This window comes from Streptomyces rubellus, assembly GCF_036323805.1.
GTDB lineage: Bacteria > Actinomycetota > Actinomycetes > Streptomycetales > Streptomycetaceae > Streptomyces.
Window position 1 is genome coordinate 1 of the sequence record NZ_JAZDCX010000019.1, and the last position, 23,543, is coordinate 23,543.

General features: G+C 73.3%; 20 protein-coding genes. 7 read left to right on the forward strand and 13 right to left on the reverse strand.

What is annotated here, in order from left to right:
* The first annotated feature begins 262 nt into the window (after positions 1–262).
* The 3 genes from V1L54_RS21135 to V1L54_RS21145 are packed head-to-tail and all read left to right on the forward strand — an operon-like array spanning position 263 to position 2,714.
* Positions 263–745 (forward strand): GntR family transcriptional regulator, encoded by a 483-nt coding sequence (locus tag V1L54_RS21135; RefSeq protein ID WP_330119651.1) that lies wholly within the window; start codon positions 263–265, stop codon positions 743–745.
* On the forward strand, positions 742–1,707 hold the full coding sequence (locus V1L54_RS21140) for an ABC transporter ATP-binding protein (protein ID WP_330119652.1): 966 nt from the start codon (positions 742–744) through the stop codon (positions 1,705–1,707). Before V1L54_RS21135 ends, V1L54_RS21140 begins: the two co-directional genes overlap by 4 nt.
* Positions 1,704–2,714 carry an ABC-2 membrane transporter-related protein gene (locus V1L54_RS21145; protein WP_330119653.1) on the forward strand — a complete coding sequence of 337 codons (1,011 nt, stop codon included), beginning with the start codon at positions 1,704–1,706 and terminating at the stop codon, positions 2,712–2,714. The genes V1L54_RS21140 and V1L54_RS21145 overlap by 4 nt, the downstream gene beginning before the upstream one ends.
* Positions 2,715–2,774: 60 nt before the next feature.
* Here the strand turns inward: V1L54_RS21145 and V1L54_RS21150 are convergent, their stop codons facing one another.
* Complete coding sequence (locus tag V1L54_RS21150) at positions 2,775–4,445, reverse strand: BCCT family transporter (RefSeq protein ID WP_330119654.1); 1,671 nt, start codon at positions 4,443–4,445, stop codon at positions 2,775–2,777.
* A gap of 449 nt (positions 4,446–4,894) precedes the next feature.
* On the opposite strand from V1L54_RS21150, the gene V1L54_RS21155 reads away from it, so the two are divergent.
* Positions 4,895–6,013 (forward strand): glycerate kinase, encoded by a 1,119-nt coding sequence (locus V1L54_RS21155; RefSeq protein ID WP_330119735.1) that lies wholly within the window; start codon positions 4,895–4,897, stop codon positions 6,011–6,013.
* Between the two features lie 180 nt (positions 6,014–6,193).
* Here V1L54_RS21155 and pssA read toward each other — a convergent pair whose 3' ends face one another.
* The 9 genes from pssA to V1L54_RS21200 form a co-directional block, all read right to left on the reverse strand.
* Positions 6,194–7,021, reverse strand: coding sequence for a CDP-diacylglycerol--serine O-phosphatidyltransferase (pssA, locus tag V1L54_RS21160; RefSeq protein WP_443076736.1), 828 nt, complete (start codon positions 7,019–7,021; stop codon positions 6,194–6,196).
* A gap of 19 nt (positions 7,022–7,040) precedes the next feature.
* On the reverse strand, positions 7,041–7,688 hold the full coding sequence (locus V1L54_RS21165; RefSeq protein WP_330119656.1) for a phosphatidylserine decarboxylase: 648 nt from the start codon (positions 7,686–7,688) through the stop codon (positions 7,041–7,043).
* Positions 7,689–7,867: 179 nt separating this feature from the next.
* Entirely contained in the window at positions 7,868–9,073 is a 1,206-nt protein-coding gene (locus tag V1L54_RS21170) for an acyl-CoA dehydrogenase family protein (RefSeq protein WP_330119657.1), read from the reverse strand.
* 1 nt (position 9,074) lies between these two features.
* Positions 9,075–9,623 (reverse strand): MaoC family dehydratase, encoded by a 549-nt coding sequence (locus V1L54_RS21175; RefSeq protein ID WP_330119658.1) that lies wholly within the window; start codon positions 9,621–9,623, stop codon positions 9,075–9,077.
* A gap of 211 nt (positions 9,624–9,834) precedes the next feature.
* Positions 9,835–10,842 (reverse strand): HpcH/HpaI aldolase/citrate lyase family protein, encoded by a 1,008-nt coding sequence (locus V1L54_RS21180; protein WP_330119659.1) that lies wholly within the window; start codon positions 10,840–10,842, stop codon positions 9,835–9,837.
* On the reverse strand, positions 10,839–12,860 hold the full coding sequence (locus V1L54_RS21185; RefSeq protein ID WP_330119660.1) for an ethylmalonyl-CoA mutase: 2,022 nt from the start codon (positions 12,858–12,860) through the stop codon (positions 10,839–10,841). Before V1L54_RS21185 ends, V1L54_RS21180 begins: the two co-directional genes overlap by 4 nt.
* Positions 12,861–12,869: 9 nt before the next feature.
* Positions 12,870–14,207 (reverse strand): crotonyl-CoA carboxylase/reductase, encoded by a 1,338-nt coding sequence (gene ccrA / locus V1L54_RS21190; RefSeq protein WP_330119661.1) that lies wholly within the window; start codon positions 14,205–14,207, stop codon positions 12,870–12,872.
* Between the two features lie 340 nt (positions 14,208–14,547).
* The gene (locus V1L54_RS21195) at positions 14,548–15,348 is read right to left on the reverse strand and encodes a TetR family transcriptional regulator (protein ID WP_330119662.1); all 801 of its coding nucleotides are present in this window, start codon (positions 15,346–15,348) and stop codon (positions 14,548–14,550) included.
* Positions 15,349–15,455: 107 nt separating this feature from the next.
* Positions 15,456–17,240 (reverse strand): 3-hydroxyacyl-CoA dehydrogenase family protein, encoded by a 1,785-nt coding sequence (locus tag V1L54_RS21200; RefSeq protein WP_330119663.1) that lies wholly within the window; start codon positions 17,238–17,240, stop codon positions 15,456–15,458.
* A 508-nt stretch (positions 17,241–17,748) separates the two neighbouring features.
* On the opposite strand from V1L54_RS21200, the gene V1L54_RS21205 reads away from it, so the two are divergent.
* On the forward strand, positions 17,749–18,255 hold the full coding sequence (locus V1L54_RS21205; RefSeq protein ID WP_330119736.1) for a HEAT repeat domain-containing protein: 507 nt from the start codon (positions 17,749–17,751) through the stop codon (positions 18,253–18,255).
* 88 nt (positions 18,256–18,343) lie between these two features.
* Here V1L54_RS21205 and pdxR read toward each other — a convergent pair whose 3' ends face one another.
* On the reverse strand, positions 18,344–19,879 hold the full coding sequence (gene pdxR / locus V1L54_RS21210; RefSeq protein WP_443076730.1) for a MocR-like pyridoxine biosynthesis transcription factor PdxR: 1,536 nt from the start codon (positions 19,877–19,879) through the stop codon (positions 18,344–18,346).
* Positions 19,880–19,951: 72 nt separating this feature from the next.
* On the opposite strand from pdxR, the gene V1L54_RS21215 reads away from it, so the two are divergent.
* On the forward strand, positions 19,952–20,785 hold the full coding sequence (locus V1L54_RS21215; RefSeq protein ID WP_330119664.1) for a methyltransferase domain-containing protein: 834 nt from the start codon (positions 19,952–19,954) through the stop codon (positions 20,783–20,785).
* Between the two features lie 46 nt (positions 20,786–20,831).
* Here V1L54_RS21215 and V1L54_RS21220 read toward each other — a convergent pair whose 3' ends face one another.
* Positions 20,832–21,338, reverse strand: coding sequence for a pyridoxamine 5'-phosphate oxidase family protein (locus tag V1L54_RS21220; RefSeq protein WP_330119665.1), 507 nt, complete (start codon positions 21,336–21,338; stop codon positions 20,832–20,834).
* A gap of 251 nt (positions 21,339–21,589) precedes the next feature.
* Here V1L54_RS21220 and V1L54_RS21225 point away from each other — a divergent pair, with 251 nt between their 5' ends.
* A complete protein-coding gene (locus V1L54_RS21225; RefSeq protein ID WP_443076731.1) occupies positions 21,590–23,056 on the forward strand; it encodes a glycoside hydrolase family 16 protein in 1,467 nt (488 codons plus the stop codon).
* Positions 23,057–23,282: 226 nt separating this feature from the next.
* On the opposite strand, the gene V1L54_RS21230 is transcribed toward V1L54_RS21225, so the two are convergent.
* Complete coding sequence (locus V1L54_RS21230) at positions 23,283–23,522, reverse strand: hypothetical protein (RefSeq protein WP_100205398.1); 240 nt, start codon at positions 23,520–23,522, stop codon at positions 23,283–23,285.
* Positions 23,523–23,543 lie beyond the last annotated feature (21 nt).

A 23,543-nucleotide genomic window follows, 5' to 3' on the forward strand; every position in this document is an offset into this window, starting at 1 on the left:
CGCCGGGCGGCCCGTGGGGCGCCCGGCGGTGTCCCGCCCCCCCGGGCCGCCCCACGGCCGGACGTCTTTTCCGTGTCCGCGGCTCCGGGGGCGTTCCGTTCCGCGAACCGGGGTGGGGGTGCTCGCGGGGTCCTTCCGCCGTTCCCCGGCAGGGTCCCGTCCGTTCTCGGGGGTGCCGATTCCCTTGCTGGGCTGGGCGTTTGACAAGCTCCGGGCTTGCCCTTCATGATTCCACTAGTCAACTAGCTAAATAGGTGATGGTGTGGAGTTCCGGATCGACAGACGGAACGGGACTGCCGCCTACCAGCAGATCGTCCAGCAGGTCGGGCAGGCCCTCAGGCTGGGAATCCTCGCCCCGGGCGACCGGCTGCCGACCGCCCGGGAGGTGGCGGAGTCCTGCGCGGTCAACCCGAACACCACGCTCAAGGCGTACCGCGAGCTGGAACGGGAGGGTCTGGTCGAGCCGAGACCGGGCCTGGGCACCTTCGTGCGGCGCTCACTGGCCCGCCCCCAGGCGGCGGCGGACTCCCCGCTGCGGGTGGAACTGGAGGCGTGGACGGACCGGGCACGCGAGGCGGGCCTGGAGCGCGAGGACGCGACCGCCCTGGTCGCGTCGGTGCTGGAGGAGCGGTACACCGCCGGGGCGCGGCCCCGGGGAGCGCCGGACACACCGGGCGCATCGAGCGCATCGAGCGCATCGAGCGCATCGAGCGCATCGAGAGCACGGAGTGAGGAGAACGGATGAGTGACGGCACGGGGCGCGGAGCACGACCCCCCGAGTCCGCGATCGAGGCCCGCGGGCTGGGCAGGAAGTACCGCCGGGGCTGGGCGCTGCGGGACTGCTCCTTCCGGCTGCCCGCGGGCCGGATATGCGGGCTGGTGGGTCCCAACGGCGCCGGCAAGACCACCCTGATGGGCATGGCCGCGGGCCTGCTGGAGCCGAGCACCGGAAGCGTCCGGGTGTTCGGCGCGAAACCGGGCTCGCCGGAGGCCGACCACCGCATCTCCTTCCTCTCCCAGGAGAAGCCGCTGTTCAGGCGCTTCACCGTGGCCGAGACCCTGCGGCTGGGCCGGGAGCTGAACCCGGGCTGGGACCAGCGGGCGGCCGAGGACATCGTCCGGGCCGGCGACATCCCCCTCCACGCGAGGGCGGGCACCCTCTCCGGCGGCCAGCGCACCCGGGTGGCCTTCGCCCTCGCCTTCGGCAAGCGGCCCGGGCTGCTCATGCTCGACGAGCCGATGTCCGACCTCGACCCGCTGGTGCGCCGCGAGCTGATGGGCACCCTGATGGCCGAGGCCACCGAGCACGGCACCACCGTGCTGATGTCCTCCCACATGCTCGCCGAGCTGGAGGAGGTGTGCGACTACCTCCTCGTCGTCGCGGCGGGCGGACTGCGGCTGGCGGGCGAGGTGGACGAGCTGCTCTCCGCCCACACCCTGGTCACCGGGGTCGGCACCGGCGGCGCGCTGCCGCCGGAGCTCGCCTGCCACACTGTCGTCGAGTCCCGCACCACCGGGCGGCAGATCACCGCCCTGATCAGTCCCCACGGCCCGGTCCAGGGCGCCTGGCAGACGGTCGAGCCGAACGTGGAGGAGCTGCTGCTCGCCTATCTGCGCACTCCCGAGGCACCCCCGATGATCAGCCCGAGCGCCCGGCCCGACGGCCCGGGCAGCGACCCGCACCACCTGCGGAGGACCGCGGCATGAGCACCCTGACCCAGCCCCCGGCCGCACCGGCCGACTCCGGGACCTCCGCGTCCCGCCGCGGCCCGCGACTGCGCGGCATGACCTGGCTGGTGTGGCGCCAGCACCGGGCCGCCTTCTGGACCGTTCTCGCCCTCACCGCGGTGGGCGCCGCCTGGATGGTCTACCAGCGCGGACAAATGGTGGACCAGCTCCAGGGCTTCGGCTGGCCCGGCGAGCTCCAGGAGGGGTGGTTCGAGGAGTTCGACGGCGGCCCGCTGAACCAGATGGGCTTCGGGCTCGCCGTCGCCCACCTGCTGACCGGTGTCTTCCTGGGCGCGCCGCTGTTCGCCGGGGACCTGGAGAGCGGCACCGCCAAGCTGGTCCTCTCGCAGTCCGCCGGCCGCACACGCTGGCTGGTGATGAAGCTCGCCATGACCGGGGCCGCGGTCGTGGCGGCGGCCGCGGCGCTCTCGTCCTTGTACGGCTGGTGGCTCTCCCCGGTCGAGAAGGAGTCCACCGTCGTCGACTGGACCTCCCAGATGTACTTCGACAGCAGCGGTCCCGTCCTGGTGGGGCTCACCCTGTTCACGACGGTGACGGGCGCGGCGATCGGCCTGCTGGTGCGCCGTGTCCTGGCGTCGATGGTCGTCACCTTCGGTGCCGGCCTGGCCGTCATGACGGTCTGGAACAGGTACCGGCTCGAGCTGGGCAGTCCGGTGCGGGTCACCACCGAGCAGGGGGTCGGGGAGGACGCGCCCTACCCCGAACTCCCCGAGGGCGCCCACGAACTCGACGTGTCCCACCTCACCGCTTCCGGGGAGACCGTGGGCTGGGGCACCTGCAACCTGGAAACCGAGCAGAAGAGCCAGGCATGTCTGGAGAAGAACGAGGTGGTGGGCTGGGCGATCGACTACCTGCCCCACTCGCAGATGGCGACCGTGCAGTGGACCGGCGCGGCGATCCTGTTCGCGCTGAGCGCGGCCGTGGCGGCGTTCATCGTGATCCGGGGCCGCACGTACGTCCCCTGACCCCACCGTGAACGGGCGGCGCCCGCGGACCTCACCGTCCGCGGGCGCCGCAGTGCCGTCTCACCGCTGCTGTCCGCGGTGCCTGCGGGCGGTGTGCTCCTCCATGGCCTCGCCGACCATCCGCCGCACCGCGTCGCGCATCCCGTGCGCCGGCTGGTGTCGCGGCGGCCCGGCGCCGGGGTCGGTGCGCAGCTCCCGCAGCAGCGCCCAGCACAGCGCGATCATCACCAGCGTGAACGGCAGCGCCACCAGGATCGTCCCGGTCTGCAGGCCCGTCAGCCCGCCGGCCAGCAGCAGGACGGCGGCCACCGCCGCCATCAGCACACCCCAGGTGACGACCAGCCAGCGGCGCGGGTGCAGGGCGCCGCCGGAGGTCAGCGAGCCCATCACCAGGGAGGCGGAGTCGGCGCTGGTGACGAAGTAGGTCATCACCAGGACCATCGCGACCACCGAGGTGACCGTGCCCAGCGGCAGCGCGTCCAGCAGCCCGAACAGGGCCGACTCCACCCCCTCGTCCAGCCGCCCGGCCAGCTCGGCCTCACCGGTGGCGTCCAGCCGCATGGCGCTGCCGCCCATCACGCAGAACCAGACGACCGTCGCCCCGCTGGGCACCAGCAGCACACCGGCGAGGAACTCACGGACGGTGCGGCCCCGGGAGATGCGGGCGATGAAGGTGCCCACGAACGGCGCCCACGACAGCCACCAGGCCCAGTAGAAGATCGTCCAGGTGCCCAGCCACTCCTTGTTCCCGAAGGCGCCGGTCCGCGAGGAGAGCACCACCAGGTCCTGGAGGTAGGCGCCGACCCCGGCCGGGATCGCGTCCAGGACGAACACCGTCGGCCCGAACAGGAAGACGAACAGCATCAGCAGCGCCACGAGCGCGACGTTGGTGTTGCTCAGCCACTTGATGCCCCGGTGCAGACCGGAGAAGGCCGAGAGCACGAAGGCGGCCGACAGCACCGCGATGACCAGCAGCTCCAGCTCCCTGGTGGCCTCCCAGCCCACCGTCAGGTTCAGGCCCCTGGCCACCTGGAGGGCGCCCAGGCCCAGGCTGGTGGCCGTGCCGAAGACGGTGGCGAGGACGGCCAGCAGGTCGATGGCCCGGCCCGGCCGGCCGTTCGCGCGGCGTTCGCCGAGGAGCGGTACGAAGACGGAGCTGATGCGGTTGCCGCGTCCCTTGCGGAAGGTCGCGTACGCCAGCCCCAGCCCGGCCACGCCGTAGATCGCCCAGGGATGCAGCGCCCAGTGGAAGAAGGAGTACTCCAGCGCGGTGCGCTCGGCGGCACCGCTGCCGCTCTCGACGTCCGCGAACGGCGGCGGGTCGGCGTAGTACGTCAGCGGCTCGCCGACCCCGTAGAACATCAGCCCGATGCCCATGCCCGCGCTGAACATCATCGCGATCCACGCCAGGTTGGTGAACTCCGGCTTGTCGGTGTCGGCCCCCAGCCTGATCCGGCCGAAGCGGCTGAGCGCGAACACCGCGCACATCACCAGGAAGAGGTTGGCGGCCAGGGTGAACAGCCAGCCGAAGTTGCCCAGCACCCAGTCGAGCGCCTCGCCGGAGGCGGCGGAGAAGGAGTCCGTGCCGATGGCCGCCCAGCCGACCACGGCCAGCACCATCGCCACACCGACGGCGATCAGGGGGAGGTCCGGTGGCGGGTCCGTACGGGTGGCCTCCGGTTCCGGTTCGGGCTCCGGCCCCCGGGTGGAGGTGGTCACTTCACTGCTCATGCCATCCCACTATGGTGTGATCTTCTCCGGCCCGGTGGCGGCGCGCCGAACGGGCGGGGGAAGTGTCTCCGGTTCCGGTTCCGTTTGCCAAGTGGCGGGCCGCCACGTGACCGGCGCCGGTGCCGCGTCGGACGGGGGCCGCCCCGCCGGGAGCGCGTGGGCATCCCCCCAGTGCCGCGTCGCGTCAGTCGGGTTCGTCCGGTGGCGAGGCGTCCTGGTGCCGGGGCCTCCCCGGGCCCGCAGGGCCGGGGGGACGCGATCGCAAGGCGGCCGGAAGCCGCATGTAGCTGGTCCTGCCCGGGCTTTGGCCAACGCAGCGAGCGTGCGTGCCGGGGCGGCGAGCGGGGCGAACCCCGACCGACGCGGCACTAGAGTGCCGGGTACGGCGCGACAGCCGGTGCGAGGACGAGAGAGACGACGTGGACGGAACACACACCGAGACGGGCCGCGTGCTGATCGCCGCGGACAAGTTCAAAGGCTCCCTCGACGCGGCGGAGGTCGCCGGACATGTCGCGGCCGGCATCCGCCGGGCCCGCCCGGGGACGGCCGTCGAGGCGCTGCCGGTCGCGGACGGCGGCGACGGCACCGTCACCGCCGCGGTCGCGGGCGGCTTCGCGCTCCGCCAGACGGCGGTCACCGGACCGCTCGGCAAGGCGGTCACCGCCTCCTACGCGCTGCGGGACGGCACCGCCGTGGTGGAGCTGGCCGAGGCATCCGGGCTGCGGAAGCTGCCCGCGGGGGTCCTCGCCCCGCTGTCGGCCACCAGCTACGGCACCGGTGAACTACTGCTGGCGGCCATGGACTCCGGCGCCCGCACCGTCGTCCTGGGGGTCGGCGGCTCGGCGACGACCGACGGCGGCGCGGGCATGCTCACCGCGCTGGGCGCCCGCCTCCTCGACCGCGACGGCCGGCCGGTCGGTCCCGGCGGCGGTCCGCTGCGCGAGCTGGCCACGGCCGATCTGACGGGGCTGGACCCACGGCTGCGGGAGACCCGGATCGTCCTCGCCGGCGATGTCGACAACCCGCTCACCGGGGAGGCGGGCGCCGCGGCCGTCTACGGCCCGCAGAAGGGCGCGAGCACCGCCGACGTCGAGCTCCTGGACGCCGCGCTCGCCCACTACGCCCGGGTGCTGGCGGAGTCCCTGGGCCCGCGGGCCGCCGAGGCCGCCCGGTGGCCCGGCGCGGGTGCCGCGGGCGGGGTGGGCTACGGGGCGCTGGCCGCGCTGGACGCGGTCTTCCGGCCCGGCATCGAGGTGCTGCTGGAGGTGCTGGGCTTCGCGGACGCCCTGGAGCGGGCCGATCTGGTGATCACCGGCGAGGGGTCACTGGACTCCCAGACCCTGCGCGGCAAGGCCCCTGCCGGGGTGGCCGCCGCCGCCCGCCGGGCGGGCCGCCCGGTGGTCGCGGTCTGCGGCCGGCTGGCCATCGGCGCCGGGGAGCTGCGGGCCGCCGGGATCGGGGCGGCGTACCCGCTCACCGATCTGGAGCCGGACCCGGCCGTCTGCATGGAGCGGGCCGGCCCGCTGCTGGAGCGGGTCGCCGAACGCCTGGCGGCCGAACACCTCTGAGCCGCGGCTCCGGACCGCCTGCCGGACGCCCGCCGGACCGCCCGGCGGGCCCGGGTGTGGCGTGCGCCGGACGGGGTAGCGGGGCAGGCGGACGAAAGTGTCCGGGGCGCCGGGGAGACCGACTGGTCTCCCCGGCGCCCCGGTTGACGAACCGTCCTTCCGCCGGAAGGCCCCGCCCGCCTACGCCTTCGCCGCCGCCCGCGCCTCGCGCCGGTTGTCGCGGAAGGCGTTGACCCGCCGCGCCGTGGCGAACAGCGGGATCACCGCGCCCAGCACCAGCTGCAGCGCGCAGCCGGTCTGCAGCAGCAGCTCACCGCCCGGGGCGTCGAACGCCCAGGCCGTCAGCAGACCCATGCTCAGCACGATCCAGCCCAGCATCGCCACCGCCAGCAGGCCGCGCGGCTTGGGGTACTCCACCCGGCTCACCATCAGCCAGGCCACTCCGACGATCGCCAGGAGCGTCGGGACGAAGGGCAGTTCCAGCAGCACGATGGAGACGACCGTCAGCGCCCCGAAGGGGCTGGGCATGCCCTGGAACACCCCGTCGGGCAGGGTGACGCAGGAGAACCGGGCGAGCCGCAGCACCACCGCCAGCAGCACCACGATCCCGGCGAGCGCCGAGACCCCCTGGTGCGCGTCGTTGGCGACCATCCCCCACACCAGCACGAAGTACGCGGGCGCCAGCCCGAAGCTGATCAGGTCGGAGAGGTTGTCCAGCTCCGCGCCCATCGCCGAGCTGCGCAGCTTGCGCGCCACCAGCCCGTCGAACAGGTCGAACACCGACGCGAGCAGCATCAGCATCACCGCGGTGGCGGCGCTGTGCCGCGCCATGCCGCCGACCTCACTGCCGGTCAGGTGCGGGATCAGCACGCCGGTGGTGGTGAAGTAGACGGCCAGGAAGCCGCAGGTGGCGTTGCCGAGGGTGAGGGCGTCGGCTATCGACAGCCGCATCGACAGCGGCATGTCGCCCATCTCGTCGTTGTCGTCGGCGATCTCCGCCTCGGGCACCCAGGTACGGCTGCCGGGATCAATCACGGTCAAGGCGAGTCACCCCCGCGGTGGTGGGCTGGCCGACCTCGACGGCGACCTCGACGCCCTCCGGGAGATAGAGGTCCACCCGGGACCCGAAGCGGATCAGGCCGATCCGCTCGCCCTGCTCGACCTTCGCGCCCTGCTCGACGTAGGGCACGATCCGCCGCGCCACGGCGCCGGCGATCTGGACCATCTCGATGTCGCCCAGCTCGGTGTCGAAGTGCCAGACGACCCGCTCGTTGTTCTCGCTCTCCTTGTTGAAGGCGGGAACGAAACCACCGGGGACGTGCTCGACCGACGTCACCGTGCCCGCCAGCGGGGCCCGGTTGACGTGGACGTTCAGCGGGCTCATGAAGATCGCGACGCGGGTGCGTCCGTCCTTCCACGGCATGATGCTCTGCACCACGCCGTCGGCCGGGGAGATGACACGGCCCTGGGCGGTCTCGCGCTCGGGATCGCGGAAGAACCACAGCATGCCCGCCGCGAGGGCGGTGACGGGCACGGCGGCCACCGCCGCGCCTCTCGAACGCCTGGCGCGGGCCAGGGTGAGGGCGGCGGTGGCCACGGTCGGGAGGAGCCACGGCGATGCTCCGCGCGCGAGACGGATTCGGCCGCGTGGTGCAGAGGATGGGCTGTGGGGCATGGAAGACCTTCGTAGCGGAGGGTGCCGCGTATACACGGGGGACGGCGGCTTTCCCGGGATGCTATCGGTTACCGGTGGCAACTGGGCAAGCCAGCGAGCCGGTCCGGATCGGGAGCTCCCGGAAGGCTCCCTGCCGGGGTGGTGTCCCCTTTGTGGAAAAACACCCCGAAGAAGGAACCTTACCCCTGGAGGCGGTATTCCTCCAGAAGCCGACGTCCCACGATCATCTTCTGGATCTCGGCGGTGCCCTCACCGATCAGGAGCATCGGGGCCTCCCGGTAGAGCCGTTCGATCTCGTACTCCTTGGAGAAACCGTAACCGCCGTGGATCCGGAACGCGTCCTCCACCACCTCCTTGCAGTACTCCGAGGCGAGGTATTTGGCCATGCCGGCCTCCAGGTCGTTGCGCTGCCCGGAGTCCTTCTTCCGCGCGGCACCGACCATCAGGGCGTGCGCGGCCTCCACCTTGGTGGCCATTTCGGCCAGTTTGAACTGGATCGCCTGGTGCTGGGCGATCGGCTTCCCGAAGGTGTGCCGCTGCTGGGCGTAGGCGATGCCCAGCTCGAAGGCGCGCTGGGCGACGCCGCAGCCGCGCGCGGCCACGTTCACCCGGCCGACCTCGACGCCGTCCATCATCTGGTAGAAGCCGCGGCCGGTGGTGCCGCCGAGCACCCGGTCGGCCGGGACGCGCAGGCCGTCCAGGATCATCTCGGTGGTGTCGACGCCCTTGTAGCCCATCTTGTCGATCCTGCCGGGGATCGTCAGACCCGGCTTGACCTCCCCGAAGCCCGGCTCCTTCTCGACCAGGAAGGTGGTCATCGACCGGTGCGGCGGGGCGTCGGCCGGGTGGCCCTCGTCGGTCCGGCACAACACCGCGACCAGCGAGGACGTACCGCCGTTGGTCAGCCACATCTTCTGGCCGGTGAGCACGTACCCGTCGCCGTCGCGCACCCCCTTGGTGGTGATCGCCGACACGTCCGAGCCCAGGCCCGGCTCGGACATCGAGAAGGCGCCGCGGATCTCGCCGGCCGCCATCCGGGGCAGGAAGTGCTCCTTCTGCTCGTCGGTGCCGTGCTGCTTGATCATGTACGCGACGATGAAGTGGGTGTTGATGATGCCGGAGACGCTCATCCAGCCGCGGGCGATCTCCTCGACGCACAACGCGTAGGTGAGCAGCGACTCGCCCAGGCCGCCGTACTCCTCGGGGATCATCAGGCCGAACAGGCCCAGCTCCGTCAGGCCCTCCACGATCCGCGTCGGGTACTCGTCCCGGTGCTCCAGCTCGGTGGCGACCGGGAGGATCTCCTTGTCGACGAAGTCGCGGACGGTGGAGACGATCTCCCGCTGGATGTCCGTCAGCCCCTCGGTCTGTGCCAGACGCCCCATGTCACTCGCCCTTTCCCTCGGTCCTGGCCCCGCCGGACCTCCGCTCCGGCTCGCGGAGCTCGGGGCGGCCGGGCTGCTCCCCTCCGCGCGCCTCGGTGTACTCGGCGGTGGGCACCATCACCTTGCGGCGGAAGACGCACACCAGCGTGCCGTCCTGCTTGTAGCCCTTCGTCTCGACGTGGACGATGCCGCGGTCGGACTTGGAGCGGGACGGTGTCTTGTCCAGGACGGTGGTCTCGCCGTAGACCGTGTCGCCGTGGAAGGTGGGTGCCACGTGCCGCAACGACTCGATCTCCAGGTTGGCGATCGCCTTGCCGGAGACGTCCGGCACGGACATGCCCAGCAGCAGCGAGTAGACGTAGTTGCCGACCACCACGTTGCGGCCGAAGTCGGTCGTCCGCTCGGCGTAGTTCGCGTCCAGGTGGAGCGGGTGGTGGTTCATGGTCAGCAGGCAGAAGAGGTGGTCGTCGTACTCGGTGACCGTCTTGCCGGGCCAGTGCTTGTAGACGGCACCGACCTCGAACTCCTCGTAGGTGCGGCCGAACTGCATGGTGTGACTCTCCGGTGATTCGCGGCCCTGCGGGCCGGGTGGAGTTGGCCCTGCGGGCCGGTGGTGGTGGGCTGTGGCGCGGTCCGGTACGCGCCCCGCCGGGCCGGCGGGGTCGGCGGCCGTCCCGGCGGGTGGTACGGCTGCCTGCCCGGCGCGGCCGGGCCCGTGCCGGGGCGCCCGGCGCGTCCGGGACCGGCGGCGCCGGAGGCGCTCAGCCGGCCGGCGGCTCGAACTTCGAGGTCCGCTCCAGGCCGGCGGCCCGGCCCTTGCCCGCGATGACCAGTGCCATCTTGCGGCTGGCCTCGTCGATCATCTCGTCGCCGAGCATGGCCGAGCCCTTCTTCCCGCCCGCCTCGGAGGTGAAGTACTCGTACGCGTCGAGGATCAGCTCGGCGTGGTCGTAGTCCTCCTGGGAGGGGGAGAAGAGCTCGTTGGCGGCCTCGACCTGGCCCGGGTGCAGCACCCACTTGCCGTCGAAGCCCAGCGCCGCGGCCCGCCCGGCGACGGCGCGGAAGCCGTCCACGTTCCTGATCTGCAGGTAGGGGCCGTCGATGGCCTGGAGGTTGTGGGTCCGGGCGGCCATCAGGATGCGCATCAGGATGTAGTGGTAGGCGTCGGCCGGGTAACCGGGCGGCTGCTCGCCCACGACCAGGGACTTCATGTTGATGGAGGCCATGAAGTCGGCCGGGCCGAAGATGATGGTCTCCACCCGGGGCGAGGCCGCCGCGATCGCGTCGACGTTCACCAGCCCCCTGGCGTTCTCGATCTGCGCCTCGATGCCGATGCGGCCGACCTCGAAGCCCATCGTCTTCTCGATCTGGGTCAGCAGCAGGTCCAGCGCGGTGATCTGGGCGGCGTCCTGCACCTTCGGCAGCATGATGCAGTCCAGGTTGGGCCCCGCGCCCTCGACGACCGTGACCACGTCGCGGTAGGTCCAGTGGGTGGTCCAGTCGTTCACCCGCACGACCCGCGTCTTGCCCGTCCAGTCGCCCTCGTTGAGGAACTTCACGATCGTGTGCCGGGCCTCGGGCTTGGCCAGCGGCGCGCAGGCGTCCTCCAGGTCCAGGAAGACCTGGTCGGCCGGCAGGCCCTGGGCCTTCTCCAGGAAGCGCGGATTGCTGCCGGGCACGGCCAGGCAGGAACGGCGCGGCCGCAGCCGGTTCACGGGGGCGGGGGCGCTGTCGGACGCGCTGCCGGGGGTGCTGCCGGGGGTGGTCATGCGGGGACCTCCAGGGGGTCGAGCTTGTTGGCGGTGCGGATCTCGTCGACGATACGGCCGATGATCTCCGTGATGCCGAAGTCCTTCGGGGTGAAGACCGCGGCCACTCCGGCGGCGCGCAGCGCCTCGGCGTCGGCGCGCGGGATGATGCCGCCGACGACGACCGGGACGTCGCCGGCGCCCGCGCGGCGCAGCCGGTCCAGTACGTCGGGCACCAACTCGGCGTGCGAGCCGGAGAGGACCGACAGCCCCACGCAGTGCACGTCCTCGGCGACGGCCGCCGCGACGATCTGCTCCGGGGTCAGCCGGATGCCCTGGTAGACCACCTCGAAGCCCGCGTCGCGGGCCCGTACGGCGATCTGCTCGGCGCCGTTGCTGTGTCCGTCCAGACCGGGTTTGCCCACCAGCAGCCGCAGTCTGCCCGTCCCCAGGCCGGCGGCGGTGGCGGACACCTTGGCGCGTACCGCGGCCAGCGCGGAGCCCGCCTCGGCGGGGGTGGCCAGGGGGGCCGAGCTCACCCCGGTGGGGGCCCGGTACTCGCCGAAGACCTCCCGCAGCGCCCCGGCCCACTCCCCGGTGGTCACCCCGGCCCGGGCGCACTCCAGGGTGGCCGGCATCAGGTTGCCGTCCCCGGCGGCGGTCCGCTTCAGCCCGTCGAGCGCCTGCCGGGCCCGGTCCTCGTCCCGGGCCGCGCGCCAGCGCCGGAGGGCGGCGGTGACGTTCCGCTCCACGGCCGGGTCCACGGTCAGGACGGCGGTGTCCAGATCGGCGGTGAGCGGGCTGGGCTCGGTGGACTCGAAGCAGTTGACGCCGACGATCTTCTCCTCGCCGGACTCGATCCGGGCCCGCCGCTCGGCGTGCGCGGCCACCAGCCGCGCCTTGAGGTAGCCCGACTCCACGGCGGCCATGGCGCCGCCCATCTCCTGGATGCGGCCGATCTCGGTCCAGGCGGCCTCGGCCAGCTCGGCGGTCCTGGCCTCCACCACGTGCGACCCGGCGAACAGGTCGTCGTACTCCAGCAGGTCGGACTCGTGGGCGAGGACCTGCTGGATGCGCAGCGACCACTGCTGGTCCCAGGGGCGGGGCAGGCCGAGCGCCTCGTTCCAGGCGGGCAGCTGCACCGCGCGGGCGCGGGCGTCCTTGGAGAGCGTGACGGCCAGCATCTCCAGCACGATCCGCTGGACGTTGTTCTCCGGCTGTGCCTCGGTCAGCCCCAGGGAGTTCACCTGGACGCCGTACCGGAAGCGCCGGTGCCGGGGGTCTTCGATGCCGTAGCGCTCGCGGGTGATCCGGTCCCAGATGCGGGTGAAGGCCCGCATCTTGCACATCTCCTCGACGAAGCGGACACCCGCGTTGACGAAGAACGAGATCCGCCCGACGACGTCGCCCATCCGCTCGGCCGGCACCTGCCCGGAGTCGCGTACCGCGTCCAGGACCGCGACGGCCGTGGACATGGCGTACGCGATCTCCTGCACCGGGGTGGCACCGGCCTCCTGCAGGTGGTAGCTGCAGATGTTGATCGGGTTCCACCTCGGCAGGTGGGCCACGGTGTAGGCGATCACGTCGGTGGTCAGCCGCAGGGAGGGGCCCGGCGGGAAGACGTGCGTCCCGCGCGAGAGGTACTCCTTGACGATGTCGTTCTGCGTCGTCCCCGACAGCCGGGAGACGGCCTCCCGGTCGAGACCCTGCTCCTCGGCGACCACCTGGTACAGCGCCAGCAGCCACATGGCGGTGGCGTTGATGGTCATCGAGGTGTTCGTGCGCTCCAGGGGGATGTCCTGGAACAGCCGCCGCATGTCACCCAGGTGGCTGACCGGGACCCCGACCCGGCCTACCTCGCCGCGGGCGAGGACGTGGTCGGGGTCGTAGCCGGTCTGGGTGGGCAGGTCGAAGGCGACCGACAACCCGGTCTGGCCCTTGGCGAGGTTGCGCCGGTACAGCTCGTTGGACGCCTCGGCGGTGGAGTGCCCGGCGTACGTCCGCATCAGCCACGGACGGTCCTTCTGACGCTCGGCCATGAGACGACCTCAGACGTTCCGGAAGCGGTTGATGGCGGGGAGGTGCTTCTCGCGCAGCTCCGCGTCGCGCACGCCCAGGCCCTCCCGCGGCGACAGGCACAGCACGCCGACCTTGCCCTGGTGGGCGTTGCGGTGCACGTCGTGGGCGGCCTGGCCGGTCTCCTCCAGGGAGTACGTCCTCGACAGCGTGGGGTGGATCTTTCCCTTGGCGATCAGCCGGTTGGCCTCCCACGCCTCGCGGTAGTTGGCGAAGTGGGAGCCGATGATGCGCTTCAGCGACATCCACAGGTAGCGGTTGTCGTAGCTGTGCATGTAGCCGGAGGTGGAGGCGCAGGTGACGATGGTGCCGCCCTTGCGGGTGACGTAGACGGAGGCGCCGAAGGTCTCCCGGCCGGGGTGCTCGAAGACGATGTCCACGTCCTCCCCGCCGGTCAGCTCGCGGATGCGCTTGCCGAAGCGCTTCCACTCCTTCGGGTCCTGGGTGTGCTCGTCCCGCCAGAACCGGTAGTCCTCGGTGGTGCGGTCGATGATGGCCTCGGCGCCCATGGCGCGGCAGATCTCGGCCTTCTGCGGGGAGGAGACCACGCAGACGGGGTTGGCGCCGCCGGCCAGCGCGAACTGGGTGGCGTAGGAGCCCAGGCCGCCGCTCGCGCCCCAGATCAGCACGTTGTCGCCCTGCTTCATCCCGGCGCCGTTGCGGGAGACCAGCTGCCGGTAGGCGGTGGAGTTCACCAGGCCCGGGGCGGCGGCCTCCTCCCAGGACAGGTGCTTCGGCTTGGGCATCAGCTGGTTGGACTTCACCAGGGCGATCTCGGCCAGGCCGCCGAAGTTGGTCTCGAAGCCCCAGATGCGCTGCTCGGGGTCGAGCATGGTGTCGTTGTGGCCGTCGGCGCTCTCCAGCTCCACCGACAGGCAGTGCGCGACGACCTCGTCGCCCGGCTGCCAGGCGCCCACGCCGGGGCCGGTGCGCAGCACCACGCCCGCCAGGTCGGAGCCGATGATGTGGTACGGCAGGTCGTGCCGTTTGGCGAGCTCGGAGGTGCGTCCGTACCGCTCCAGGAAGCCGAAGGTCGGCAGCGGCTCGAAGATCGAGGTCCACACCGAGTTGTAGTTCACCGAGGAGGCCATGACGGCCACCAGGGCCTCGCCGGGGCCGAGTTCGGGCACGGGCACCTCGTCCACGTGCAGTGACTTGCGCGGGTCCTTCTCGTGGGTGGGCAGACCGGCGAACATCTCGACCTCGTCCTTGTGCACGGTCACCGCGCGGTAGGACTCGGGCAGGGCGAGGTTGGCGAAGTCCGCCGACGTGCTGTCCGACGCGAGGATCGCGTCCAGGATTTCCTTCATGGGAGCCTCCGGCGAGCGTCGTGGACGCTGAGGGTCGCTGGGGTCTGGATCGGTTGTCGTGAGCTGCTGTGCCGTCGGTCCGGCGGTGGTGCTGCGGCTCGGCGCGGTAGCGCTGAAGGCCTGTGACGCAGGCGTCCGGACGCGCGGAAGTGACCGCGGGGACAGTGCCCGGACACCCCTCACGGTATGGCACTGCGTGCCAGCCAGCAAGACACCGCGTGCCAAAAACTTCTCTCACCTGTCGCGGCCGGCGCACGGATGAGCGCCTGTGGCCGTCTCCCGGGGGAGACGGCCACAGGCGCTCGTCGTGTTCTTCCGCGCGGTGTGCCGCGGGGCGGGGTCAGTCCTGGCGCAGGGCCTGCTCGATCGTGCGCATGACCTGCTCCAGCGGGGCGTCGGTGCGGGCCACCGCCACCAGCACGGCGTTCCCGGCGTTCCCCGCCCGGACCACCGCGGAGGGCTCCCGGCCGGCCGCGGCCCGGTCGGCGACGAAGCCGGTGCCGAAGGTCCGCCGCACGACCGCGAAGGCCCGGTCGAGCTGCACCTCCACATCGCCCCGGCCGCCCGCGCGCAGCCAGCGCCGCAGCACGTGGTTGTGCGCGGTGACCACCGCCGAGGCGGCGACCTCGGCGAGCAGCGGCTCGTCCAGTCCCTCGTCGAGGCCCTCGTCCCCGTCCCGGTGGCCCGCGGACTCGTCGAAGTGGCCCAGCAGATAGCGCGTGAACAGCCGCTCGTAGCGGGCCACGGAGGCGATCTCCCGCTCCCGCAGGGTCGGCACCTCACGGGTGAGCCGGTAGCGCTCCACCGAGACCGCCGGGGAGGCCGCGTACATCTTCAGGACCTCCTTGATGCCCCGGCACACGGTGTCCAGCGGGTTCTCGTGGGCGGGCGCCGCGTCCAGCACCGCCCTGGCCCGCTCCAGGGTGTCGTCGTGGTCCGGGAAGATCGCCTCCTCCTTGGAGCGGAAGTGCCGGAAGAAGGTGCGCCGGGCCACCCCCGCCGCCGCGGCGATCTCGTCGACGGTGGTCTCCTCGTAGCCCTTGGTGGCGAAGAGCTCCATCGCCGCGGCGGCCAGCTCGCGGCGCATCTTCAGCCGCTGGTTGGGCAGGTTGGGACGGGCTGGTTTCACCGACTGGGACATGTGGGGAACGTTACACGCCGCGCCGCTTCCCGCGGGCGAGCCGCGGGGTTCCAGCAGCCCGCCCCACCCGGAGCCGGCGTGGGGCGGGAACGCCGGGGGCGCGGGGATCACCGCCGCGTGTACTCGCGGAAGCCGCGCCCGGTCTTGCGGCCCAGGCAGCCCGCCGCCACGAGGTGCTCCAGCAGCGGCGCGGGCGCCAGGCCAGGCTCGCGGAACTCCTGGTGCAGCACCCGCTCGATCGCCAGCGACACGTCCAGCCCGACCACGTCCAGCAGCTCGAACGGGCCCATCGGGTAGCCGCCGCCGAGCTTCATGGCCGCGTCGACGGCGTCCATGTCGGCGTAGTGCTCCTCCACCATCCTGACCGCGTTGTTCAGGTACGGGAACAGCAGCGCGTTGACGATGAAGCCCGCCCGGTCCCCGCAGTCCACCGGGTGCTTGCGGACGGCGGCGCACACCTCGCGCACGGTGGCGTGGACGTCGTCGGCGGTCAGCACGGTGCGCACCACCTCGACCAGCTTCATCGCCGGCGCCGGGTTGAAGAAGTGCATCCCGATCACGTCCTGCGGACGCGAGGTGGCGCGGGCGCAGGCGACGACGGGCAGCGAGGAGGTGGTGGTGGCCAGCACCGCGCCCGGCCTGCACACCTCGTCCAGCGCCGCGAACAGGTCCTTCTTGACCTGGAGGTCCTCGGCCACCGCCTCGACGGCCAGATCGACCTCGGCCAGCGCCGACGGCGAACCGGCCGGGGTGATCCGGGCCAGCGTCTCCCGGCGGGCCTCCTCGGTCATCCGGCCCTTCTTCACCGACCGGGCCAGCGAGGCGGCGACGGCCTCCTTGGCCTTCCCGGCCTTCCCGTCGCTGCGGGCGGCGAGCACCACCGGGTAACCGGCCCTGGCGAACACCTCGGCGATGCCGCTCGCCATCGTGCCCGAGCCCGCCACCCCCACGGAGCGCACCGCGCGCGGCTCGGCGGCCCGCTCGTCCGCGCGGGGCGTCAGGGCGTCCGGCACGACCGCCGCCGAGCCCGGCGCCTCGTAGGTGTAGAAGCCGCGCCCCGCCTTGCGGCCCGTCAGGCCGGCCGCGGTGAGCTGCCCCAGGATCGGCGCGGGGGCGTGCAGCCGGTCCCGGGACTCGGCGTACATCGCCTCCAGCACGGTGCGCGCGGTGTCGACGCCGATCAGGTCCAGCAGGGCGAGCGGGCCCATCGGCAGACCGCAGCCCAGCCGCATCGCGGCGTCGATGTCCTCCCGGGTGGCGTACCGCGACTCGTACATCGCCGCGGCCTGGTTGAGGTAGCCGAACAGCAGCCCGTCGGCGACGAAACCGGGCCGGTCGCCGACCGCGATCGGTTCCTTGCCCAGCTCGCGGGCGAGACCGGTGACCGCGGCCACGGCCTCGGGAGAGGTCAGCACGCTGGAGACGACCTCGATCAGTCGCATCGCGGGCGCGGGGTTGAAGAAGTGCATGCCCAGCACCCGTTCGGGGTGCGCGGAGTCGGCGGCGAGCCGGGTGACCGACAGGGCGTTGGTCCCGGTGGCCACGATCGCCGACGGCTTGAGGACGCCGTCCAGCTCACCGATCACCCGGTGCTTGAGCGCGTAGTCCTCCGGCACGACCTCGATGGCCAGATCGGCCTCGGCGGCCGCCTGGAGATCGCCGTAGGTGCGGAAGCGGGCGAGGACGTCCCGCCGCTCCCGCTCGGTGAGGCGCTCGCGCTCCACGGCGCGGGCGGTGGACGCCTCCAGGGCCGCGACGGCCCGGCGGGCGGCCTCGGGGTCGGGGTCGATGCCGATGACCTCGCGCCCGGCACGGGCCAGGACCTCGGCGATGCCGGTGCCCATGGTGCCGAGGCCGACCACGGCGACGGTGGAGAGGGTGGGACGGTCCATCACGGGACTCCAGACGGAGAAGGGACGGTGACGACTGGGGGATGACCGCGGGGCGCCGCGGAAGGCACGGCGCGGGGGAGGTGGGGCGGGTGTGCCCGGCGGTACCGGCCCGCGCCGTACGCGGGCGCGCAGGCGGAGGGTTGGGATGAACCGAACGGCCCTGTCCCGGGGCCGTGTCCGGCATGTGTACGAGCGCTGAACCGACAGCGGCTCGGGGCGGCCGCGTCACCAGGCCGCCTGAGCGGGGGTGCCGCTCCTATGAGCAGGCTAACTTCCGGGTAGCACGAACACCAGAGGGTAAAACGCCCCAAGGGGTGTGGTGCGGGCCACACGAAGGGAGCAGGCGGTGGAGATCTCAAGGGCCCCGAACACAGTGGGCGCGGAACGGACGGCCGGCACGGAGAGCGGCTCGCGCACGGCGCGCGCCTCGCGCACACCGGAGACGGTGGACTACGAACTGGCGCGGCGGCTGCGCGTCGAGGCGGATCCCCCCGAGTACCGGCGGCTGATGGCGCTGGCCCGCCAGAACACCCCGGCGGCGCGCGACGCGCTCGTCGCCGAACTCACCGCCCCCGGCCGCCCGCTGTGGGCCCGGGAACTGGCCGCCTGCACCCTGGGCCGGGCCGGCGACCCCAGGGCCTTCGAGACCCTGGTGTTCCTGCTCAACCACCGCGACCCGCCCCGCGGTTCGGCCGCCGCCCGGGCCCTGCTCCGGCTGAACGACCCGCGTACCGCCCGCGCCGCGGCGGCACTGGCCGACAACGAGCTGCGCACCGCGTACGCCCTCCACCCGGTCCGGCTGCTGACGGCGCTGCGCGCGCCCGAGTCGGCACCGACCCTGATCCGCGTCCTGGACCGGATCCTGGCCAGCCCCGCCCCCCACTGGCAGGTGGCCCGGGCCTGTGTGGAGGGGCTGGGAGTGCTCGGCGACTCCCGGGCCCGGCTGGTGCTGATCGCCGCCCGGGAGCACGAGAAGCTCCGCCCCGCGGCGCAGGAGGCGCTCCGCCTGCTGTGAGGCCGGTGCCCGCCTGTCTCCTGGTCCCGTGATCCCGGGGCGAGTCCGGGGTGATCCCGGCGCGGCTCCCGGGAGAGCGCGGGAGGTGTCACCGCGTCAGGTCGCGCACGGCCTCGCCCAGAGCGGCCACCGCCGCGCCGATCTCTCCCGGCGTGCGGGCGGCGTAGCCCAGCACCAGCCCGGGCGGCCCCGGCCGCAGCCGGTGCCAGGACAGCGGATGCGTCTTCACGCCCCGGGCCAGGGCCGCCGCCGCCAGGGCCGTGTCGTCGTCGGCGGCGGAACCGGCACCGGGCGGGGACTCCAGGACGACCGTCAGATGCAGACCCGCCGCCGCGCCGTGCACCACCGCCCCCGGCAGGTACTCCCCGACCGCCGCCACCATGGCGTCCCGGCGGCGCCGGTGGTGCCCGCGCAGCAGCCGCAGATGGCGCTCCAGCGCGCCCGACTCCATCAGCCGCGCCAGCGTGAGCTGCGGCAGCGCGGCGTTGCCCAGGTCGGCGTACCGCTTGGCATCGGCCATCGACTCCCGGTACCGGGACGGTGCCAGCACCCAGCCCACCCGCAGCGCGGGCGCCAGGAGCTTGGAGACGCTGCCCGCGTACAGCACCCGTTCCGGGAGCATCGCTCGCAGGGCCGGTACGGGCGGACGGTCGTAGCGGTGCTCGGCGTCGTAGTCGTCCTCGAGGACCAGCCCGCCGCCGGCGGCCCACCGCATCAGCTCCCGCCGCCGGTCGCCGCCGAGCACCACCCCGGTGGGGAACTGGTGCGCGGGGGTGAGCAGGACGACCGGGGCGCCGCAGGCGCGCAGGGCGTCCACCCGGACGCCCTCGGCGTCCACCGGCACCGGGGGAGTGGCCAGCCCGCGGGCGTTCAGATGCTGACGGGCGCCGAGCGACCCGGGGTCCTCCACCGCCATCTCCCGCACCCCCTCCTCCCGGAGGAGCTGGGCGAACAGGGTCAGTGACTGGGCGGTGCCCGCGGTGATCAGCACCTCGCCGGGCTCCACCCGCACCCCGCGGTTGCGGGCCAGCCAGCGTGCGACGGCCAGCCGCAGCGCGGGGGCGCCGCGCGGGTCCCCGTACCCCAGGTCGGCCGCGGCCAGCGAACCGAGCACTGCCCGCTCGGCCCGCTGCCAGGCCGCCCGGGGGAAGGCCGCCAGATCCGGGGTGCCGGGCGTCAGATCGAACCGTGCGGGCACTGAGCGCAGCCGGTCGAAGACATCCGGGCCGGGCGTGGCGGCGAAGACCTCCTCCGGGGACGGCGGAACGGCGGGCGCCGGGGGCGGCGGGGCGCTCGCCCGGACGGGTGCGGCGACGACGACCGTGCCGCCCCGGCCCCGTCCGGCGACATGTCCGTCCTCGCCCAGCCGCCGGTAGGCGTCGGTCACCACGCCCCGGGAGACGCGCAGTTCGGCGGCGAGGACGCGGGAGGCGGGCAGCCTGCTGCCCACCGGCAGCCGTCCGTCGCGGATCGCCAGCCGCAGCCGGTCGGCCAGCCAGTCGGCCAGCCCGCCCGGCGGGGCCTGACCGGTGTCGAGCTGGAGGAAGTCCGCCCCGGGGGCCGGCGGCACGGGGGACCGGACGGTTCTGGACCGGTCGGAACCATCGTCTTTGGCACTGCCCACCGGGCCATTGTGGGACCAGGGTGGGGGACGCGCACCCGATGCGCCCCACCCACGGAAGCGAGGCAACGGCTGATGGCGGTCGACTACGTACACGGCTACTCCGAGCGGGAGAGCCGCCGCCTGGACGACCAGGCCGGCACCCTGGCGGCGCTGCTGCACCGGGGCACCTCGTACCCGGCGGGCAGCCGGGTGCTGGAGGTGGGCTGCGGGGTCGGTGCCCAGACGGTGCACCTGGTGGGCAGCAGTCCCGGGGCGCGCATCACCGCGGTCGACGTCTCGGCGGAGTCGCTGGCCCTGGCCCGCGAGAAGGTTGCGGTCCGTCATCCCGGGGCCGAGGTGGACTGGTGCCACGCTGACCTGTTCGACCTGCCCTTCCCCGAGGCGTCCTTCGACCACCTCTTCGTCTGCTTCGTCCTGGAGCATCTGCCCGATCCCGCGCGGGCGCTGGGCATCCTGCGCCGCCTGCTGCGCCCCGGCGGCACGGTCACCGTGATCGAGGGGGATCACGGCTCGGTGCTCCTCCACCCCGACAGCGCCCACGCCCGCGCGGCGGTCGACTGCCTGGTCCGTCTCCAGGCGGCGGCCGGCGGCGACGCCCTGCTCGGCCGCCGCCTGGAGCCGCTGCTGACCGGGGCCGGGTACACCGGCGTGGCAGTGCGCCCGCGGACGGTCTACGCCGACCGGACGGTGCCGGACCTGGTGAAGGGCTTCACCCGCGACACCTTCACCGCGATGGTGGAGTCGGTGCGGGAGGAGGCGCTGGCCGCCGGCCTGACCACCGGGGCCGACTGGGACCGGGGCATCGCCGGCCTGCACCGCACGGCGGAGGACGGCGGCACCTTCCTCTACACGTTCTTCAAGGCCGTCGCCGTCAACCCGCCTGGGGGCGGTGCGGCGCCGGCGTGAGCGGACGGGCCGTGCGGGACGCCCCGCCCCGCCGGGCCCGGGCCCGTCACCCCGGGGGGTCGGCGCGCGGTGGTTCGTCGCCGGTGCCGCGGCGGAGCACGCGCACCGGCCGCCCCGGCCGCCAGGTGCGCAGCACCAGATCGTCGCCCTCCACCGTCACACGCACCACCTCGGTGAGGTCGGCGCGGAACAGGTGGAACGGCTCCGGGGCTCCGGCCTCCTCGGCGAAGCGGGCGAGCACCGCCGGGTCGGTCACCTCCACGGCCCGCCCGCCGATCCGGGCGTCGCCGTCGGGCATGGTCTCGTCCGGGCCGGGGTTGGCGTACAGCGCGAACCGGGGATCACGCCGCAGGTCCAGCGCCTTGCGGGAGTTCGGCATCATGCCGAGCCACGGTCCGCCGGCGCGGAAGGTCACCTCCAGCCCGGTCAGCCGCGGCGCCCCGTCGGCGCGGACGGTGCCCAGGACATGGTGCCGGTACCGCTCGAATCGTGCCCGGACCGCCGAGGCGAGCGCGGGCTCGGCCGTCTCGAAGTCCGCCCAACTGGTCGTCATGCGGCCATGGTCGCGGTGATACCGGACACCCACTGTCGGGTTTCGCGCGGTGTTCGCCAGGGAGTGCGGATGTTCGCCCGGACGGCGGCGGAGGCCCCGAAGTTGACGTGCGCGGGTCATTGACGCGGTGTGCGGGTGCCTCTATTAAGTCTGAGAGCGCTCTCAGAACCTTCGGGCAGCGCCTCCCGCACCCGCCCGCCCGGCGGTGCGGGCCGCTCCGCGCTGTCCTCCCCCAGCAGGAGGTGTTCCGCTTGAGCACATACGGCACCACCCCGTCCGTGCCCCGGCACAGACCCGGCCGCCGGCCGGGGCCCGCCCTGGCGGTCCTGGCCACCGTCGTCCTCGCACTGTTCGCCTCCGGACTGCTGGCGCCGCCCGCCGCGCGCGGTGCCGTGCCGTCCCCGGCGGGCTGGACCCCGGTGTGGAGCGACGACTTCGACGGCCCGGCCCGCTCGCTGCCCTCCGCCGCGAACTGGCAGATCGACACCGGGCACGGATATCCCGGCGGACCCGCCAACTGGGGCACCGGCGAGGTGCAGCGCTACACCGACTCGCCCGACAACGTCTCCCTCGACGGCAGCGGCAACCTGCGCATCACCCCGCTCCGGGACGGCGCGGGCAACTGGACCTCCGGCCGCATCGAGACCCGCCGCGCCGACTTCAAGGCGCCGGCCGGCGGAGTGCTGCGCATCGAGAGCCGGCTGCGGATGCCGGACGTCACCGGGGAGGCCGCCCTCGGCTACTGGCCCGCCTTCTGGGCGCTGGGCTCCCCCTACCGGGGCAACTACTGGAACTGGCCCGCCATCGGCGAGTTCGACGTCATGGAGAACGTCAACGGCCTCAACACCGTCTGGGGCGTGCTGCACTGCGGCGTCAACCCCGGCGGCGACTGCAACGAGACCGAGGGCCTGGGCGCCAGCCGCACCTGCCCGGGCGCGAGCTGCCAGTCGGCCTTCCACACCTACCGCTTCGAGTGGGACCGCGCCACGACGCCCAACGAGCTGCGCTGGTACGTGGACGACCAGCTCTACCACCGGCTCACCCAGGACCGGTTCTCCGCGACCACCTGGGCGGACATGACCGGGCACGCGGGATACTTCCTCCTGCTGAACGTGGCCATGGGAGGGGCCTTCCCCGACGGGGTCGCCGGGTTCGCCACCCCCACCTCCGCCACCGTCCCCGGCCGCTCGATGCTGGTGGACTACGTCGCCGTGTGGACCCGTGGCGGCACCGGGCCCACCGACCCGCCGACGTCGAACACCCTCCACCTGCGCTCCGGCGGCACCCTCGGCTCCCCGGGTACGGCGGGCACCGCCACCCTCGCGTCGGCGGACGGCGCCAACCACGACGGGACGCCGCACCGGCCGCAGACCTTCACCGTCTCGGGGGTCAGCGGCAGGTACGACGGGGGCGCCACCCGCTTCGACCTCCAGGTGGACGCGGGATCGACGGTCGGCAACGGCCAGCAGGTGCGCGTCTCCTACGACCGCACCGGCGACGGCAGCTGGGAGCGGGTGGAGACGTACCACTACTTCGCCACCGACCCGGTGCCCGGCTTCGAGCGCTACACCGAGGCGCGCGGGCTGAGGTCCGCCACCGGCACGCTGGGCGACATGTCCGGGGGCACGGTCCGCGTCGAGGTCTGGAACGCCATCGGGCGGGGGCCCAGCACTCTCGGGACCGGCGACCGGTCCGTGGTGCGCATCCCGTTCGGCTGACCGGAGGCACCGGCCGCCCCGCCCGGAGGAGAGCGGGGCGGCCGGCGCTGACCGGAACCTCCCCCGACGTAAGAGGCGAAAGCATCCGCCGGGCTGTGATTCGCAGGCGGACGGCCGGTGACGCCATGCGATCCGCGGCGTGTGCGGCCCCCGGACGGTGCTCGGGAGGAACCACCCGTCGGGAACGCGCCCGGCGGCCCGGGGGCCGGGCGCGAAGGCGCACCCGTCAGTAGCTCCACCAGCGGCCCTCGGCGGGCTGCGGAATCCAGGTGTAGATGCCGCTCTCGGCGGGGCCGCGGCGGTAGACGGCCCGCACGGCCTCGGCCGGGTACTCCTCCAGACAGTCCCAGACTCCCAGGGAGTCGGTGTCCTCGATGACGATCTGGCCGTCGGCGGTCCGTCCGGCCCGCCCGGCCTCCACCAGCCTCTCCCGGCCATCTTTGAGGTGCAGCTTGAAGACGGCCATCACGCGCCTTTCTGCCGGCGG